The sequence below is a fragment of the Rothia sp. HMSC061C12 genome (assembly GCF_001815755.1).
GTDB lineage: Bacteria > Actinomycetota > Actinomycetes > Actinomycetales > Micrococcaceae > Rothia > Rothia mucilaginosa.
This window is the reverse complement of the sequence record NZ_KV821834.1, coordinates 1-17,469: the sequence shown is the minus strand read 5'-3', so window position 1 is coordinate 17,469 and position 17,469 is coordinate 1. Positions and strand designations below refer to the sequence as shown.

The window sequence follows — 17,469 nt, the reverse complement described above, 5'->3', positions numbered from 1 at the left end:
AAAGACCAGCACAAAAATGCCGGGGCGTAAACCCGTCAGGTTCACGCCCCGGCACTTGGCGCATGCGAGCTCACATCGTGCCGCATGCTCTAGAGCTTTAGAGAGCCAGCTCCAGTGCCTCCAGCTGCGCCTCGGTCCACAGCTCAGCAGCCAGCTGCAGAGCGTAACGAGCCGAACGAGGAGCCACCACGTCCACGGAGAGATGGAAGTCCTGGTCAGCCTCCGGGCCGCACAGATCAGACACGCAACGCACTCCGATAAACGGAATCTCGTAGTTGTGGCAGACCTGCGCAATAGCGGTGGTCTCCATGTCGGTGCTGATGGCGCCCTCGAACGCCTCGCGGGTGTCCTTCACGTTGTGGGCGGTTACGAAGGAGTTGCCCGCCAGCATCTGGCCGCGGCGCACCTCCCACGCGCTCTCAGCCTGCTCACGTACCGGTTCCAGTGCGGCGAGCGCATGCTCCAGAGCATCCTGCCACTCGTCCGCCTGGCCGTCGTAGCTTTCGGGCATGCCCGGAACCTGGCCGCGCGCGTAACCGAACGCGGTCGCGTCGGCGTCAGTGTAGGTGTAGTTCTCGCCAATCAGCACGTCGCCCACGTTAATGCCGCGAGCCAAACCGCCGGCGGTACCTGCGCTAATGACGCCCAGGCAGTTCGAGGAGTAGCTGATCGCCTCGGTGACGGCGCTCGCCGCGTTCACCAGACCGATCTTGGAGCGAACCAGCAGCAGCGGAACCTGGTCCTCACCCACCTGCAGGTAACGCGGATGGAATACCGCCGCCCCCTCGGTGAAGGACGGCTGCAGCTCCTCGGTCACCTTCAGGAAAGGTGCGAGTTCCTCATCCATTGCCACCTGAATAATGATGGCGTTGGACATGCCGTCCATCAGCTCAAACATGCTGTTGAACGCCTCAGCCGGGTCGAAAGCGTTCGGGTCAAAGTCCACCGGGTTGAAGGCGGATGCGAAAGCGTCAGGGATCTGTGCGCTCATTACGCCATCACCTGAGCCCACTCATCGCGTGCCGCGAGGAACTCGCGAGCCGCAGCCTGCGCGCCTTCGAGGGTGTGGTTGGCACCCCAACCGCACTGCACCTCGTTCGCTGCCGGAACCTCGGTCGCGTTGAGGATATCGTTGAGGGTTGCTTCCAGGATGGGGAAGAACTCCTCGGGCTCCAGGCCCAGGGTCAGCGCGTAGAAACCGGTCTGGCAGCCCATCGGGGAGAAGTCAATCAGACGGTCGGTGTGGTTGCGCATGTGCTCGGCGCTCAGGTGCTCGATGGAGTGCACAGTCGGCATTTCCAGGTGCGCGGTGTTCGGCTGAGTGAAGCGGATATCGTACTTGATGAGGGTGTCGCCACCGGGCAGAACCTTGCGGTCCGCGATACGCACGTAGGGTGCCGCCACGGCGCGGTGGTCGAGGTTGAAGGATTCGACGTTCATTTTTTCCATGACTCTATCTTCTCTTAAAACGGGGACGACTAAAACAGGGGTGCCTCACGGGAGGCGCAGAACGTCAAGGCGTGCAGCGCAGAACGTCAAGGCGTGCGGGGCACGAGGTTTCGTCGGAAGGCGCGGGCGGTCAGGTGCGAAGAAGGTGCCCGCTTTTGCGCATCCGGTCGGGTACGCAAAGGCCCCGCGGCAGATCCGAAAATCTGCCGTCGGGGCTTCAAAGCCGTTAAAGGCAAAAGCTATGAGCGCAGGCTGTTGCTCTAGAGATGAGGATGCTTCACTTCCGCCTGTACCGGGCACTCCGGCGGACAGTAGTTCTTCGCATCCTCAGCCAGCACCTCGCGGGTCTGCACCACGTCATCGTTAATCTGCTCAATCAGCGCCTCAACACCGGTGTACGCCACCATCGGACGCAGACGCTTCACGAACTCAATGAGCACACGCTGACCGTACAGGTTGAAATCCTCCACGCGCTCCTCGGGACGGTCAATCACGTGCGCCTCAACCTGGCGGTGCTCAATACCGTCAAAGGTCGGGTTGGTACCCACCGAAATAGCGGAGGGGTGACGGTTACCGTGTTCATCCACGAGCCAGCCGGCGTACACGCCGTCGGCGGGAATCAGGCCGCGCGCCTCAAGCTCAAGGTTCGCGGTCGGGAAGCCCAGCTCGCGGCCACGCGCCAGACCGTGCACAACCTCACCAGCCATCATGTGGTGGCGGCCCAGCAGCTCGGTTGCGGCGGGCATATCGCCCTCCAACAGCAGCTGGCGGATGCGGGTCGAGGAGCAGCGGGTGTTCTCATCCACCATCAGGTCCTCAACGACCACGACCTCGAAGCCGTACTTCTCCCCCAGCTCACGCATGGTGTTCAGGTCGCCGGAGTTGTTCTTGCCAAAGCGCACGTCGTCACCAATGACCACGAAACGCGCGTTCAGCGCATCCACGAAGGTGGTCTTCACGAACTCTTCGGGGGTCTGCGCAGCGAACTCCAGGTTGTAGTTCAGCAGCAGGTAGTCGTTCAGGCCCAGCAGGCACATGAAGTAGCGGCGCGAGCCCTGACCCATGATGTCGTGGTGGGTCACCTCGGGACGGTGCACCTGCATCGGGTGCGGGTCAAAAGAGACCGCGATAGAGCTCAAACCGTGCTCTTCAGCAAGGGAGACCACGCGCGAAATCACGCGGGCATGTCCACGGTGCACGCCGTCAAAATTGCCGATGGTCACGACCGAGGGGCCGTAGCCGGCGGGGACCTCGCTCAAAGCGGTGTAGAGGGTCACGGGCTCTCCTGAAAAAGATAAATGTACCTATCCATCCTAGACCACAGGCGGCAGGATGCAGAATTCAAAACGGGAATCAACAGGGAATGGAACGGCGCCCCTCGCAGGCGGTGCCTTCTCCCCCACTTTTGCGGATGCGGCGGGGTATCTAACACGCAACTGTGCAGCCTCAGCACCTGGAAAATCCATGCGCAGCACCCACCCATAAGAAAGCCCGGGCAGGCACCCCACCGTGCGGCAGGAACCTTCCCGGGCGTTACGACTACTTACGAGCCTGGTTACGAGAAGCCTTCAGCATCTCCTCGCGAATCTTATTGGACTTGTTAATCCAGCCGTACCACACCAGCAGGCACGGAGGAATCACAAGCTCAGTCACCATCAGCACGATCAGCGACCAGTGCGGGGTGCCGAAGAACGCCCACGACAGGATACGACCCACGCCGCCCAAGAAAACCACCAGGCAGGAGAACACGAGCATGTTCACCCACTTGAACTTCAGGGCAATGAACACGAAGGACAGGCCCACACCCACATAGGCTGCCGCGAAGAACACGTAGTTCGACTGCACCGAGGCGTTCGCAAAGTCCTGAGGCGCATCCGGAATGACGCGGACACCGCCCAGAACCTGCCACACACCGTACGCAATCATGAACAGACCGTACAGCGCCACCGCCGCGCGGAACGCCGCACGGTTCTGAGGCTTAGCCGCCTCCTCAAGGCTCTTGGGGCGGGCAAACGCCTCGCGGGTTGCCTTCTTCTCAGCCTTCTTATCGGCCTTCTGCGACGCCTTATCGCCGGACGCCGGTGCGGCTACGCGAACACCCTCGGGTGCCTTCGCCGCAGAAATAGGCTCAGCGTTCTTAGCACCGGCAGCCTTCGCGGCACCGCTCTGAGTAGCAGCCCCGGTTACGGTAGCTTCAGCCTGTGCAGACTCCACTCGGGGTACCGGCGCGGTACGAGGCTCACTCGCCTTCTTAGCAGAGCTCTGGTTCTCGCTCATCTTCTCTCCTTCAGCAGGGCCGGGCGGCACCCGCACGAGTAGTCATGTGTGTTCAGGGGTTGTTTACGTTAGCGTGTTGAATGAATAGGGGGCGCACATTCGGTAGGGCGCATATTCAATAGGCACTGGATCAATCAGGCTTGAGGAATCAGGCTTGAAGGAATCAGGTGTGGGCAGGCGCAAACGCCGAACCCTCTTCGCCCATCATAAGCCCTCAACGCCTAGTTGAAGGAACGATTCGCCTCAAAAACCAGCACCGGAGCGGCCTGCACCTTCCCGCGCTGCTTCTTATTCTCCAGAAGGGCAACCAGGGTACCGTCCGGGGCGAAGCCCGCCACAATACCCTCAACGCTGGCATGCTGCACCGCGCCGGACTCATCCGCGCTCGCGTGCACGGAACGCTTCACCACGGAACCGTCACCGCTGGGGCTAATACGACGACCGTAAGAAATGTCGCTCGCCTCCGCGGCAGAGAGCTCACGCGCACCAAAGATGCGGCGTGCCGCCTCCTCCAGGGGAAGCAGCGGCAAATCTTCCAGCGGTGCCTCCGACTCTTCACGGCGCTGCTTCAACTGCGCCAAATCGGCGGCATCCTCAAGCACCACCGCGCCCACACGGGTACGGCGAAGAGCCGTCAGGTGGCCACCGGTGCCCAGAATCTTGCCCAAATCACGCGCCAGGGCACGAATATAGGTGCCCGAAGAGCACGAAACCGTCACCTTGCAGTCAATCACGGGAACCGAGGTTGCCGCGTGTTCGCCCTCATTCTCGGGGTCCTCAATCACGTACTCGGCAAAACCAGGGTTGATGGAATGTACCGTGAACTCGCTAATCGTCACCGGACGCGCCGCCAACTCAACCTGCTCACCGCTACGCACACGCGCATACGAACGAACACCGTTGATCTTAATAGCGGACACCGCAGAAGGAACCTGCAGAATATCGCCGCTCAGCTGCGCCACAGCCTCCAGGATGCGCGCACGCATCTGCTCAGCGTCCAGACCGGTCAGCGCCTCGACGGCATCAGGATGCGCGGCGGTGTGCTCACCCTCGGCATCCTCAGTCAGCGTCTCAATGCCCAGGCGAATCGTCGCGTCATAGGTTTTATCCTGACCGACCAGGTAGGTCAGCAGCTTCGTTGCCTTATTGATGCCCAAAATCAGCACGCCGGTCGCGGCGGGATCCAGTGTACCGGCGTGACCGACCCGCCGGGTGCCAGCAATACGACGCATCTGAGAGACTGCGTCGTGGCTACTCATCCCGGCGGGCTTATCAATGACCATCAGGCCGGACGGGCCCTGAGGTTGCTTCTTCGCCACTTAGGCGTCCTCACCCTCGGCAGGCTCATCCTTCTTGTAGGGGTCAGCCTCACCAGCGTACTCGGCACCCTCAGCTGCAGCAGCCAGGGCGGCGTCGCGCTCGCGAGTCTCACGCAGAAGCGCCTCAATGTGGAAGGCGTTCTCGGGAACCTCATCAGCGACGAAAGTCAGGGTGGGGGTCAGGCGGGCTGTGATGTTCTTACCCACCTCGGCGCGCAGAATACCCTTAGCGGATTCCAGCGCCTTCTTGGTGTTTGCGGCGTCCTCTTCGGAGCCGAACACGGTGTAGTACAGGGTTGCGTGCTGCAGGTCGTTGGTCACGCGGGCATCGGTAATGGTCACAAAACCGAGGCGGGGATCCTTAACACGACGCTCCAGCGCCTTCGCCACAATTACCTTGATGCGGTCGGCAAGTCGTGCCGCGCGGGCTGCATCAGCCATGTGTTTCTCCTTGAAATATCGTGGCGCCTTCCGCGAACACTCGGGGTGTTACGGAGGCGTTCCAGGTAATGCGGAAGCGCCCGCCCCGCCAGCATCCGCCCCGCAGGCTCTAAGTTTTAGAAGCCTGCGGGTGCGGGAACACTAGCGGGTGACGGGCGCATCAGCGTGTGAGTCTTAGACACGCGGCTTTTCGCGCATCTCCCAAGTCTCGATAATGTCGCCTTCCTTGATGTCGTTGAAGGAGCCGAGGCCAATACCACACTCGAAACCTTCGCGAACCTCGGTAGCGTCGTCCTTGAAACGACGCAGCGACTCGATGGTGAGGTTGTCTGCCACCACGGAACCGTCGCGCACCAGGCGTGCCTTGGCGTTGCGCTTGATGATGCCGTTCTTGACGATCGAACCTGCGATGTTGCCCCACTTGGAGGAGCGGAAGACCTCGCGGATCTCTGCGGAGCCGAGCTCCACTTCCTCGTACTCGGGCTTGAGCATACCCTTGACGGCCTGCTCAATTTCCTCAATCGCACGGTAGATGACCGAGTAGAACTTCATCTCGACACCTTCGCGGTCGGCAAGTTCTGCAACGCGCTCTGCCGGGCGGACGTTGAAGCCGATGATGACCGCGTTGTCCACGGTAGCCAGGTTCACGTCGTTCTGGGTAATAGCACCCACACCGCGGTGGATGACGCGCAGCTGAACCTCGTCGCCACCGACGTCGATCTTCATCAGGGACTCTTCCAGCGCTTCGACAGCACCGGAGACGTCACCCTTAATGATCAGGTTCAGGGTGTCCATCTTGCCCTCAGCCACAGCGGCATCGAAGGACTCGAGGGTCACGCGCTTACGACGCTTAGCCAGCTGAGCGTTACGATCAGCAGCCTCACGCTTCTCAGCGATCTGACGAGCGGTACGCTCTTCCTCGGTGGAGAGGAAGGTGTCGCCTGCACGAGGAACGGTGGACAGACCCAGCACCTGAACGGGGCGGGACGGGCCAGCTTCCTTCACAGCCTGACCGTTCTCATCGAACATTGCACGAACGCGACCGTGAGCAACACCGGCAACGATAGCGTCACCGACGCGCAGGGTACCGGACTGAACCAGGACGGTGGAAACCGCACCGCGGCCCTTGTCCAGGTTTGCTTCAATAGCAACGCCGCGTGCTTCCTTGTTCGGGTTAGCGGTCAGTTCGAGCACGTCAGCGGTCAGGGTGACAGCCTCAAGCAGCTCGTCGATGTTGGTGCCGTTGCGAGCGGAGACGTCCACGAACATGGTGTCGCCACCGTACTCTTCGGGGATCAGACCGTACTCGGTGAGCTGGCCACGGATCTTGTCCGGGGACGCGCCTTCCTTATCGATCTTGTTCACAGCAACCACAATCGGCACGTTAGCTGCCTGTGCGTGGTTCAGTGCCTCAACGGTCTGGGGCATAACGCCGTCATCCGCTGCGACCACGAGGATTGCCACGTCGGTGACCTTCGCACCACGGGCACGCATAGCGGTGAACGCCTCGTGACCGGGGGTATCGATGAAGGTAATCGCGCGGTCTTCACCCTCAACGGTGGTGTGGACCTGGTATGCACCAATGTGCTGGGTAATGCCGCCGGCCTCACCATCAATGACGTTGGTGTTACGGATAGCGTCCAGCAGGCGGGTCTTACCGTGGTCAACGTGACCCATGACGGTAACGACCGGGGGACGAACCTCCAGAACGTCCTCGCCCTCAGCTTCTGCTTCGGCTTCGAGGTCGATGTCGAAGGATTCGAGCAGCTCGCGCTCCTCATCCTCCGGGGAAACAATCTTGATCGAGTAACCCAGTTCGGCACCCAGCAGCTCGAAGGTCTCCTCGTCCAGGGACTGAGTCTGGGTAGCCATCTCACCCAGGTGGAAGAGAACCGTAATCAGCGATGCCGGGTTTGCGCCAATCTTCTCAGCGAAGTCCATGATGGACGCGCCACGGCGCAGACGAATCTCGGTCGAGCCGTCGCCGCGAGGAACAACCACGCCACCGGGTGCCGGTGCGTTCAGCTGCTCCTGCTCATGGCGGCGAGCTGCCTTGGACTTGCGGCCTTTACGCTTGGAGCCACCGCGACCGAATGCACCCTGTGCATTACCGCGACCGCCGGGGCCGGGACGACCCGGACCGCGGTTGAAGCCGCCGGAACCGCCGCCGCGACGTGCGCCGCCGCCGTTACCGCCGCCGTTGTTGGAACCGGACGCGCCGCCACCAACGTTGGAAACCTTGGGCATCATCGAGGGGTTCGGGCGTGCGCCGCCGCCACCAGCCGGACGGGGTGCACCGGGACGTGCGCCAGCTGCCGGACGGGGGCCACCGTTACCACCGGGACGTGCGCCACCTGCGGGGCGGGGACCGCCGTTACCGCCGGGGCGTGCGCCACCGTTGCCACCGGGACGACCGTTACGTGCCGGACGGGGACCGCCGGAACGCTGGGAGTCGCCGCCGCCACGCTTCATACCCTGCTGGGATGCGAAGGGGTTGTTACCGGGGCGAGGACCGGGCTTGGGGCCGGGCTTCGGAGCGGCAGGCTTGGGTGCTGCCGGCTTCGGTGCAGCCTCGGGGCGTGCCATGCCCTGCTGGGATGCGAAGGGGTTGTTACCCGGGCGGGGGCCGCCGGGCTTGGGTGCTGCTGCCGGCTTTGCGGCGGGCTTAGCTGCTGCAGGCTTGGGAGCTGCGCTCTCAGCTGCGACAGGCTTAGCTGCAGGCTTAGGTGCCGGCTTAGCGGCAGGCTTTGCCGCTGCGGGCTTGGGGGCTGCCGCAGGCTTAGCGGCGGGCTTTGCTGCTGCGGGCTTGGGTGCCGGCTTAGCGGCAGGCTTAGCTGCCGACTCCGCGGGTGCTGCCTTTGCGGCAGGCTTAGCGGCTGCGGCGGGGAATTCCGCGCGCAGCTTCTTCAGAACCATGGGGTTCAGGGTGGAAGAGGAGCTCTTAACGAACTCGCCCATATCCTTAAGCTTGGCAATAACTTCCTTGGAAGGTACGCCTACTTCTTTAGCAAACTCGTGTACTCGAGGCTGAGCCAAATTTTCTCCATTCCCGGTCCGCACCGGGAATGGTGCGGACACTAATGTTTACGGGGTGCACGCCCGAAGGCGCGCCAATTCGTGAAATTGCCGGTGGGTGAGCACGAAAGGGTACTCATTTCGCGGCACTCATTAGATATCCATCAGTTTTCTGACTCGCTTTCAGATAAGAAGTCGTCAAACTCGTTGACTTACAGAGGGCATATACCCGAAAAGCGTCTATGAGGGGGTCGAGTCCGCAATAACGGCTCGAATCTGCTCACAGCACGCCTGCAGCTGGGCTGCAGGGACCGCTTTTTTGAAGGCGCGCGCCAGACCGTTCTTTTTCTGCAGAGCGGCTACGCACTTTTCGCTCGGATGGATCCAAGCGCCTCGTCCGGGCATAGTTCCCGCCGTATCGGGCTGATAGGGCGGGGTGTCCGCCTGCTCGGTAGCAGACGTGACGGGTGTGCGGGCGATGCGCAGCAGGTTGCGCTGTTCATCGCGGGCACGGCATCCGATGCAGGTGCGGACCGGTCCTTCAAACGCTTCGGAGGTTGCGGTGAGGTCGTGATCGCTCATGGTCCTCTCCCCTCTCTAGCGTGTGTAGAACCGCGTTCGCAGTACATTCGTGATGCTCCATCCGGTGTATGCGAGGGCGCGTTAAAGCGCCCGGTTACACACCGGCACATCTTAATAGTGTATCCCGTTTTTAAGAATCATGGGCAAAACTGTGACGCAGGCGCAAGAACACCGGGCACGTTACTGCCCGATCTCTTGCGCCTGCATCAAAAGGATATGCCGCGGGATACGCCCCTCACCGGGGCTAATGCTTATTCAGCGTCCTGTGCGGACTCTTCTGTTGCTTCTTCAATTGCCTTCTCAGCGGAAGCTTCTTCAGCCAGGCTACGAGCCACGCGAGCTGCAACCTCTTCCTCGGCACGAACCTGAGCGTACTTGGACTCGGAGAGAATATCGATACGCCAGCCGGTCAGCTTCGCTGCCAGACGCGCATTCTGACCCTCACGGCCGATAGCCAGGGACAGCTGGTCATCCGGAACCACGGCACGAGCGGAGTACTCACGCGGGTTCGCGATAATGACCTCGGTGACCTTCGCCGGGGACAGCGCCGCAGCGATGAAGGTTGCCGGATCGGTCGAGTAGTCGACAATGTCAATCTTCTCGTCGTTCAGCTCGGCAGCAACCGCACGCACGCGGGCACCCATATCGCCGATGCACGCACCCTTAGCGTTAATGGTCGGGTTCTTCGCGGACACAGCAATCTTGGAGCGGTGACCAGCTTCACGTGCGATGGAGTTAATGGAAACCAGGCCCTCAGAAATCTCGGGAACCTCGTGCTCGAACAGGCGCAGAACCAGGTTCGGGTGCGAACGAGAAACCACAATCGAGGGGCCCTTGGGGCCGCGGCGAGCCTCAACCAGGTAGGCGCGCAGGCGGGAGCCATGCGGGTACTTCTCGCCCGGAACCTGCTCGTTGCTGGGCAGAACAGCTTCAACGGTGCCCAGGTCAACCTGAACCATACGCGGGTTGTTGCCCTGCTGGATCACGCCGGACACCAGGGTGCCCTCACGATCCTTGAACTCACCCAGAACGGATGCGTCCTCAGCGTCACGCAGACGCTGCGAAAGCACCTGACGGACGGTTGCGGCAGCGATACGGCCAAAGTTGTTCGGGGTATCGTCGAACTCGTCAATCTTCTGGTTGTCCTCATCAAGCTCAGGAGCCAGAATGACGAACTCGCCGGTGGTGTGGTCGATGACGGCACGAGAACCCTTAATGGCGCCGGGCTGCTTCATGTACGCGAGCAGCAGGGCGTTCTCAACCAGGGTGAAGAGCTCCTCCATGACGAGAGAGCGCTGCTTCGCCAATGCGCGCAGTGCGCCCAGGTCAATAGTTTTAATATCCTCCACGCTTTTCAGCCTTTCCCAGTTAGCACGGCGCCGGGACGCTCAATGCGCCCCGGCTCCCGAACGGTATATACCTGACACGGAACACCCCGTGCCTGAAGCTTTAATAACTCTATTCTACCGGCTCAGCGGGCGAATTGAAGTCAATCTCGACGTGAGCAGAAGCAATATTTTCCCACGGAAGCAAGCTCGGCTCGTGGTACGACTCCTTCTGGCCCTTCTTCGTGTTCTTCTTACGAGCCAGCACCGGACCCTCATCCTGCACCTCGTGCAGACGCGCCAGGTACTCGGTGCCGTCGGGTGCGGTGACCGCAATCAGGCGGGTACGGGCACGCTCCCAGTGGCGGCGCTCGGTCAGGGCGCGGGTAGCACCGGGCGAGGACACCTCCAGCTCGTAGGGGAAGAACTCGTCGTTTTCATCCGCACGGTCCAGGGCGCTCGAAATCGCACCGGAAATCTCCGCGAGGGAATCCAGCGACAGCGAATCGGTACGCTCAGCGGTGTAGTCCACCGTAATCTTCACGGTACGGTTCGCCGCCGGGCCCGAAATCTTCAGGCCCTCCAGCACCAGCGAGAACTCGGAGATAACCGGGGCAATCGCCTCGGCAACCTCTTCCTCACGGATCGCGCGGGTACCCACGCGCACCGGTGCCTCCACCACGGGCTCGCTATCAGCGCGAGTGCGGGGAGCGTTCACACCATTCGCCACGCGGGATGCGGCACGGCGAGCGCGCGCATTCGGGGCGCTCTTCTTAGAGCCAGAACGCTTCGGCTTGTATGCCACGATTACGCTCCCTTGACTTCTGCGATGACCTCAGCCACCGTGTTCTCCACGGACACCTCACGAGCCTCACCGCTGCGGCGGTCCTTCAGCTCCAGCACGCCGTCCTTGAAGCCGCGACCAATCACCAGGATGGTGGGCACGCCCAGCAGCTCGGCGTCGCCGAACTTCACGCCGGGGCTGGTCTTCGGGCGGTCATCCAGCATGACCTGCAGGCCGGCGGATTCCAGGGATGCGCTGAGCTCTTCAGCGTACTCGTGGGATGCTGCGTCCTTGCCGGTGATGACGATGTGCACATCTGCCGGTGCCAGGTTGCGCGGCCAGATCAGGCCCTTCTCGTCGTGGTTGCCCTCGGCGATAGCAGCCAGTGCGCGGGTCACGCCCACGCCGTAGGAGCCCATGGTCACGGTCTGCAGCTTGCCGTTCTGGTCCAGAACCTTCAGGCCCAGTGCCTCAGCATACTTGCGGCCCAGGGCGAAGATGTGACCCATCTCGATGCCGCGGGCTGCCACCAGTTCGCCGGAGCCGTCCGGTGCCGGGTCGCCTTCGCGCACCTCGCACGCCTCAATGACGCCGTCGGCGGTGAAGTCGCGGCCGAAGACCAGGTTCGCCACGTGCTTGCCCTCTTCGTTTGCGCCGGTCACCCAGCGGGTACCGCGCACCACGCGGGGGTCAACGAAGAAGGGAATGCCGGTTGCGGAAGCTACCGCATCCTCGTCCTCGGTGTGCGCACCGAACAGGGGCGCATCCAGGCTCAGGCCGGGGCCAATGTAGCCCTTGACCAGCTGGGGGTATGCCTTCAGGTCCTCTTCGCTGGCTGCCTCAACCTCAACCTCGCCGCCGATGCCCAGCAGGGCGCCGATGTTGACCTCAACGCGGCCCAGGTCCACGGCACGGTCGCCGGGAACGCCCACGGCGAAGACCTTACGCTCGCCGGAGGGGGTGATGACGGTGCCCAGGAAGCACTTGAGGGTCTGCGAAGCATCCAGGGTGCCGCCGATAACCTCGGAGTGTAGTTCGTTCATGCGCTCCACCAGGGTCTCAATGGTGGCGGAGTCGGGGGTGTCCACAACGAGTGCCGCCGGGGTGTCCACGGTGATTTCGATTTCCTCGGGAACCACGGTGGTGACGGCCTCAACGTTTGCCGCGTAGCCACCCGCGGAACGCACGAAGGTGTCCTCACCGATGGGGGTCGGGTGCAGGAACTCTTCACTGCGGGAGCCGCCCATTGCACCGGACTGTGCGGTCACAATGACAATCTCCAGGCCCAGGCGCTCGAAAATGCGCTGGTAGGCGGCACGGTGCGCCATGTACGCCTCGTTCAGGCCCTCATCGTCAATGTTGAAGGAGTAGGAGTCCTTCATGACGAACTCGCGGCCGCGCAGCAGACCCGCGCGGGGGCGCGCCTCATCGCGGTACTTGGTCTGAATCTGGTACAGGTAAACCGGAAGGTCCTTGTAGGAGGAGTACAGGTCCTTGACCAGCAGGGTGAACATTTCCTCGTGGGTGGGTGCCAGCAGCATGTCGGCACCCTTGCGGTCCTTGAGGCGGAAGAGGTTATCGCCGTATTCGTCCCAGCGGTTGGTTGCCTCGTAGGGCTCGCGGGGCAGCAGTGCGGGGAAGTGAACTTCCTGCGCACCAATGGCGTCCATCTCTTCGCGGATGATGTTCTCGACCTTGCGCAGTACCTTCAGGCCCAGGGGCAGCCAGGTGTACACGCCCGGGGCTGCGCGGCGGATGTAACCGGCGCGAACCAGCAGCTTGTGGCTGGCGACCTCAGCGTCTACGGGGTCCTCGCGCAGAGTGCGCACGAAGAGGTTGGAAAGGCGAAGTACCACGATTCTCCTTGAAAGGTCGATAGGTTTAGGTAGGGTGCCCACGGCTCACCGGGTAAGCCACGAAAAAGGCACAGTCGTCTTTAATTTTATAGCGTTTTAGGGTTCGGCGTGTTTAGCGCTCAAAAATGATGGTCGAGAACTGCCCAATCTGCTCCCAACCGGTCCCCCGGTACATGGCAAGAGCGCGGGCGTTGTAGTCGTTCACGTACAGGCTCAAATGCGGGTAGCGGCGCTGCAGAATCTGCGCGGCGGCGGCAAAGAACGGCTTAGCCAGCCCGTAGCCGCGGTAGTCCGGGTGCAGCCACACGCCCTGCACCTGCGCGGCATCCAGGTTCACGATGCCCGCATCCGCCTTGAAGATAACGCGACCGTTCACATCGGTGACAATGGCGCAACGCTGACCGGCAATCAGCGTGCGCAGGCGCGCCGCGTAGCCCTCCCCGTAGCGGGCAACCGGGTCGAAGCCGACCTCCTCGGTGAACATGGCGGCTGCAGCGGGCAGAAGCTCCCCCAGGTCCGCGGAGGTGGCGAGGCGCGCATACCCGGCAGGCTCACCGCTGAGTTGGACAGCACCGGCGGGGCTCTGCCCCGGCTTGAGGGGCTCGGGTTTGAGAGGCGCGGGCAGGTGCGCCGGCAGCTCAGGAAGCTCCGCCTCGTAGAAGCGGGCGAGGTCCTTCTCCGGCGGCAGATACAGTAGCGGCTGATTGGGACGCTCCGACAGAACCCGTGCACGGTGATCGCAACCGTCACCCAGGCTCGGCTGCAGCATCTGCAGTAGCGGGCTCTTAGCGCCGCGAGTCTGCTCGCACAGCTCCTGCATGCGCGTCCACAGGGGCATCACGAAGGCGCTCTCACCGAACATGGAATCCAGGCGAGAACCCACCTGCAGTAGCAGCTGAGCCAGCGCGTCACGATGTGCGAGCGCCGTAGCATCCAGCGCCACTGTGTCCAGGGCGGGAGTGTCCAGGGTGGTGGCATCCGCCGCTTCAGCAACGGGAGAATCCACATCGTGCTCAGCATGTTCAACAGCGACATGTTCAACTGCGACATGTTCAATTGCGGCACCGCACAGCCGCACCGGCACCACATTCGAACCCAACAGCAGCACACAGCACAACTGCCCGTCACGCTCACAACCCACAAAACCCTGATAGTAGTGCAGCGGAATACGCGGGGACCTCACCGGAAGAGGGCACGCCAAATAATGCTCAATGGAGTACAGATTCGGGACCGGGTCACTGAACAGGACCTCCTCCAGCTCATCGCACCACCGAGCATCCAGAGCAAAAACGTGTTCCTTCACGCGATCAGGCATAGGGGAAGAATCCATCGACGAAACAGCAACAGACGAAACAGCAACACGCCGGGCACGATGAGCCTTACGGCGGCGAGAAAAAAGAGTGAACATGACCTGGTGAGTGATAGAGAATGAGCGGCAAAAAAATAAGTGAAACCACGGGGACACGCACCCCCGAAAAAGCGACCGGATCCTGCGGCCACAACCAGCAGCGGCAAGCACCAAGCCTGCCACCACCATAACCGGACATAACCGGAAAAGCGCGGAGGCGCCCTCACCAGGGCGCCTCCGCGCACAAAAGCTAACTAGCTCACCGAAACAGCCGGGGAACCCTCGGGAACATACTCGCCCGAAGCCTCCATCTCAGCAGCAATACGGGTCGCCTCTTCAATCAGAGTCTCAACGATCTGATCCTCAGGCACAGTCTTAATGACCTCACCCTTCACAAAAATCTGGCCCTTACCGTTACCGGACGCAACACCCAGGTCAGCCTCACGAGCCTCACCCGGACCGTTCACCACGCAACCCATCACGGCTACACGCAGCGGAACCTTCATGTGCTCCAGGCCCTTAGTCACGTTCTCAGCAAGCTCCCACACGTTCACCTGCGCACGACCACACGACGGGCAAGAAACAATATCCAGCTTGCGGGGGCGAAGGTTCAGCGACTCCAGGATCTTGGTGCCCACCTTCACCTCCTCAACCGGAGGAGCAGACAGCGACACGCGAATGGTGTCACCAATACCCTGAGACAGCAGAGTACCGAACGCCACCGAGCTCTTAATAGTGCCCTGGAACGCCGGACCAGCCTCAGTCACACCCAGGTGCAGGGGCCAGTCACCGCGCTCAGCCAGCTGACGGTACGCCTCCACCATCACCACAGGGTCATTGTGCTTCACAGAAATCTTGAAATCACGGAAACCGTGCTCCTCAAAGAGCGAAGCCTCCCACACAGCAGACTCAACCAGAGCCTCCGGAGTAGCCTTACCGTACTTCTCCAGCAGACGCTTATCCAGCGAACCAGCATTCACACCAATACGCAGAGAAACGCCGTGGTCCGAAGCCATCTGAGCGATTTCCTTCACCTGGTCATCGAACTTACGGATATTACCCGGGTTCACACGCACAGCACCGCAACCAGCCTGAATAGCCGCATACACGTACTTCGGCTGGAAGTGAATATCAGCAATCACCGGAATACGGGACTGCTTCGCAATAATGGGCAGAGCCTCCGCATCCTTATCAGTCGGGCACGCCACACGCACAATATCGCAACCGGCAGCGGTCAACTCAGCAATCTGCTGCAGAGTCGCACCAATGTCGTGGGTCTTAGTGGTCGTCATCGACTGCACCGAAATCGGAGATTCAGAACCAACACCGACAGAACCCACCTTAAACTGGCGAGTCTTACGACGCGGGGACAGAACCGCGGGAGCGGGCTTCGGCATACCAAGGCTGACCGACAAGGTTTTCCTCCATACATGGGTTATGAAGGACGTACGACGCATCCTTCGTTCAACTTTTTATTGTGCCACTGACGCGAAAGAAACCACTAATACGGGTACCCTTACCGCGTGCAACAACACACTAAAACAGGGTGATGGGCTTAACAATATCCGCCACAATCAGAATGACAGACATCACAATGAACGCGCCAGCCACCACATACGTCAACGGCAACAACTTCACCGGATCAAACGGACCCGGATCCTTACGCCCAGTCAAACGCGCAAAGAAACGACGCACACCCTCCCAGAGGGCACCCAACACGTGGCCACCATCCAGAGGCAGAAGCGGAATCAGATTAAACGCAAAAAGCATCAAATTCATATTCGCCACCAGCGAGACCAACATCGCAGCCTTCGCCTTCACATCAATACGGTCAGTAGCCGTCACCTCACCAGCAATACGACTCACACCAACCACAGACACCGGCGACTCAACACTACGCTCACCACCAGTCACCAAAGTCACCGTCAACTCCCACACACGCTGCGGCAACGACAACATCGACGAACCCACACGCGAAAGCGTATCGCCCACCATCGCAGGCACCTCAGTAATAGAACCCGGCACCAACTCACTCGACGGCGAAACACCCACAAAACCGCCACGAGTCGTCGCAATCGAACCGTCCGCAGCACGCGCATACTGGCCCTTACCATCAGAAACCGGGCGAATCATCTCAACCGGAGTCACCGACAAATCCAGACGCTGACCATTACGCTCCACCGTCAAAGTGCTCGGATGAGAACCCGCCGCACGAATCGCCGAAGACACAGCCTCCCACGAACCCGTCGACGCACCATTCACAGCAACCACACGGTCACCCACCTGCACACCAGCAGCCTTCGCAGGCGACGGAGTGGACTTATCAGTACACTCGCCATAGCTAATCGAATCATGAGTGACATTCACGCTCGGCACGCACTCAGACACCGCCGACACCTTATTCGTCACCTGCGCCGTACCAAAACCACAAATCAGCACAGCAGTACACACCACACCAATCAGCAGGTTCATGGTCGGGCCACCCAGCATAATCACCATGCGCTTGAGCACCGGCAACTTATAGAACAGGCGGTCCTCATCACCGGGCTTCAGGCGCTCAGCATCCGCCGCACGCGCCTCCTCAGCCATGGACGCAAACGGGCTGGTACTGCCCGAATGGCCCTCCTCATGGTGCTCCTTCACCTCAGCAGGGCTCGGCGGGTACATGCCAATCATCGAGATGTAGCCGCCCAGCGGGATCGCCTTGAAACCGTACTCAGTCTCGCCGCGGCGGAAAGAGAACACGGTCTTACCGAAGCCAATCATGTACTGCGGAACGCGCACATTGAACAGCTTCGCGGGCACCAGATGCCCCACCTCGTGCAGGGCAATCGAGACGGCAATAGCGATTGCCATGAGGATAATGCCCACAGCGTACAGCAGGATTTCCACGCTTTTTCTCGTTTCGGTTCGGGGATACGAAGCTTCTAGGATACTCGCTTAGCCTGTGAAGGCGCCCTCCCCCGCCTCATATGACTATGCAGGACGGTGTGGGTGGGTACGCTATACCCTTCCTCCGGTGAGGTGCGGGCATGTGGAGGGGTGGTGTTCGTCCTCGTTCCTACAGGGGCAC

14 protein-coding genes are annotated in these 17,469 nt (G+C 61.3%); all 14 read right to left on the bottom strand.

What is annotated here, in order from left to right:
- Positions 1 to 97: 97 nt before the first annotated feature.
- The 14 genes from mtnN to HMPREF3055_RS00370 all read right to left on the bottom strand — a co-directional run bounded on the left by mtnN (position 98) and on the right by HMPREF3055_RS00370 (position 17,288).
- Entirely contained in the window at positions 98 to 991 is an 894-nt protein-coding gene (mtnN, locus tag HMPREF3055_RS00435) for a 5'-methylthioadenosine/S-adenosylhomocysteine nucleosidase (RefSeq protein ID WP_049362930.1), read from the bottom strand.
- Entirely contained in the window at positions 991 to 1,449 is a 459-nt protein-coding gene (locus HMPREF3055_RS00430) for an S-ribosylhomocysteine lyase (protein ID WP_005507094.1), read from the bottom strand. Before HMPREF3055_RS00430 ends, mtnN begins: the two co-directional genes overlap by 1 nt.
- A gap of 260 nt (positions 1,450 to 1,709) precedes the next feature.
- Positions 1,710 to 2,726, bottom strand: a complete 1,017-nt coding sequence (locus tag HMPREF3055_RS00425) for a bifunctional riboflavin kinase/FAD synthetase (RefSeq protein ID WP_070687911.1) — start codon at positions 2,724 to 2,726, stop codon at positions 1,710 to 1,712.
- Positions 2,727 to 2,988: 262 nt separating this feature from the next.
- On the bottom strand, positions 2,989 to 3,726 hold the full coding sequence (locus HMPREF3055_RS00420) for a DUF4345 domain-containing protein (RefSeq protein ID WP_049338490.1): 738 nt from the start codon (positions 3,724 to 3,726) through the stop codon (positions 2,989 to 2,991).
- A 221-nt stretch (positions 3,727 to 3,947) separates the two neighbouring features.
- On the bottom strand, positions 3,948 to 5,045 hold the full coding sequence (gene truB, locus HMPREF3055_RS00415) for a tRNA pseudouridine(55) synthase TruB (RefSeq protein WP_049338489.1): 1,098 nt from the start codon (positions 5,043 to 5,045) through the stop codon (positions 3,948 to 3,950).
- Positions 5,046 to 5,486 (bottom strand): 30S ribosome-binding factor RbfA, encoded by a 441-nt coding sequence (gene rbfA, locus HMPREF3055_RS00410; RefSeq protein WP_005507090.1) that lies wholly within the window; start codon positions 5,484 to 5,486, stop codon positions 5,046 to 5,048.
- Positions 5,487 to 5,660: 174 nt separating this feature from the next.
- Positions 5,661 to 8,522 (bottom strand): translation initiation factor IF-2, encoded by a 2,862-nt coding sequence (infB, locus tag HMPREF3055_RS00405; protein WP_070737275.1) that lies wholly within the window; start codon positions 8,520 to 8,522, stop codon positions 5,661 to 5,663.
- A 219-nt stretch (positions 8,523 to 8,741) separates the two neighbouring features.
- Complete coding sequence (locus HMPREF3055_RS00400; RefSeq protein WP_005507088.1) at positions 8,742 to 9,083, bottom strand: YlxR family protein; 342 nt, start codon at positions 9,081 to 9,083, stop codon at positions 8,742 to 8,744.
- Positions 9,084 to 9,334: 251 nt separating this feature from the next.
- Positions 9,335 to 10,432, bottom strand: coding sequence for a transcription termination factor NusA (gene nusA / locus HMPREF3055_RS00395; protein WP_005507909.1), 1,098 nt, complete (start codon positions 10,430 to 10,432; stop codon positions 9,335 to 9,337).
- Positions 10,433 to 10,541: 109 nt separating this feature from the next.
- The gene (gene rimP / locus HMPREF3055_RS00390) at positions 10,542 to 11,213 is read right to left on the bottom strand and encodes a ribosome maturation factor RimP (RefSeq protein ID WP_049356023.1); all 672 of its coding nucleotides are present in this window, start codon (positions 11,211 to 11,213) and stop codon (positions 10,542 to 10,544) included.
- Between the two features lie 2 nt (positions 11,214 to 11,215).
- Positions 11,216 to 13,048, bottom strand: a complete 1,833-nt coding sequence (locus HMPREF3055_RS00385) for a proline--tRNA ligase (RefSeq protein WP_070737272.1) — start codon at positions 13,046 to 13,048, stop codon at positions 11,216 to 11,218.
- A gap of 112 nt (positions 13,049 to 13,160) precedes the next feature.
- Positions 13,161 to 14,456 (bottom strand): GNAT family N-acetyltransferase, encoded by a 1,296-nt coding sequence (locus HMPREF3055_RS00380; protein WP_070737269.1) that lies wholly within the window; start codon positions 14,454 to 14,456, stop codon positions 13,161 to 13,163.
- 194 nt (positions 14,457 to 14,650) lie between these two features.
- Positions 14,651 to 15,793, bottom strand: coding sequence for a flavodoxin-dependent (E)-4-hydroxy-3-methylbut-2-enyl-diphosphate synthase (gene ispG, locus HMPREF3055_RS00375; RefSeq protein ID WP_044142245.1), 1,143 nt, complete (start codon positions 15,791 to 15,793; stop codon positions 14,651 to 14,653).
- Positions 15,794 to 15,932: 139 nt separating this feature from the next.
- Entirely contained in the window at positions 15,933 to 17,288 is a 1,356-nt protein-coding gene (locus HMPREF3055_RS00370) for a M50 family metallopeptidase (RefSeq protein WP_070633914.1), read from the bottom strand.
- Positions 17,289 to 17,469 lie beyond the last annotated feature (181 nt).

Excerpts from the sequence above, each read along its gene's own strand:
- mtnN (WP_049362930.1), bottom strand. The coding sequence starts at position 991 with ATGAGCGCACAGATCCCTGACGCTTTCGCATCCGCCTTCAACCCGGTG.
- HMPREF3055_RS00430 (WP_005507094.1), bottom strand. The coding sequence starts at position 1,449 with ATGGAAAAAATGAACGTCGAATCCTTCAACCTCGACCACCGCGCCGTG.
- HMPREF3055_RS00420 (WP_049338490.1), bottom strand. The coding sequence starts at position 3,726 with ATGAGCGAGAACCAGAGCTCTGCTAAGAAGGCGAGTGAGCCTCGTACC.
- rbfA (WP_005507090.1), bottom strand. The coding sequence starts at position 5,486 with ATGGCTGATGCAGCCCGCGCGGCACGACTTGCCGACCGCATCAAGGTA.
- HMPREF3055_RS00400 (WP_005507088.1), bottom strand. The coding sequence starts at position 9,083 with ATGAGCGATCACGACCTCACCGCAACCTCCGAAGCGTTTGAAGGACCG.
- HMPREF3055_RS00380 (WP_070737269.1), bottom strand. The coding sequence starts at position 14,456 with ATGTTCACTCTTTTTTCTCGCCGCCGTAAGGCTCATCGTGCCCGGCGT.
- ispG (WP_044142245.1), bottom strand. The coding sequence starts at position 15,793 with ATGCCGAAGCCCGCTCCCGCGGTTCTGTCCCCGCGTCGTAAGACTCGC.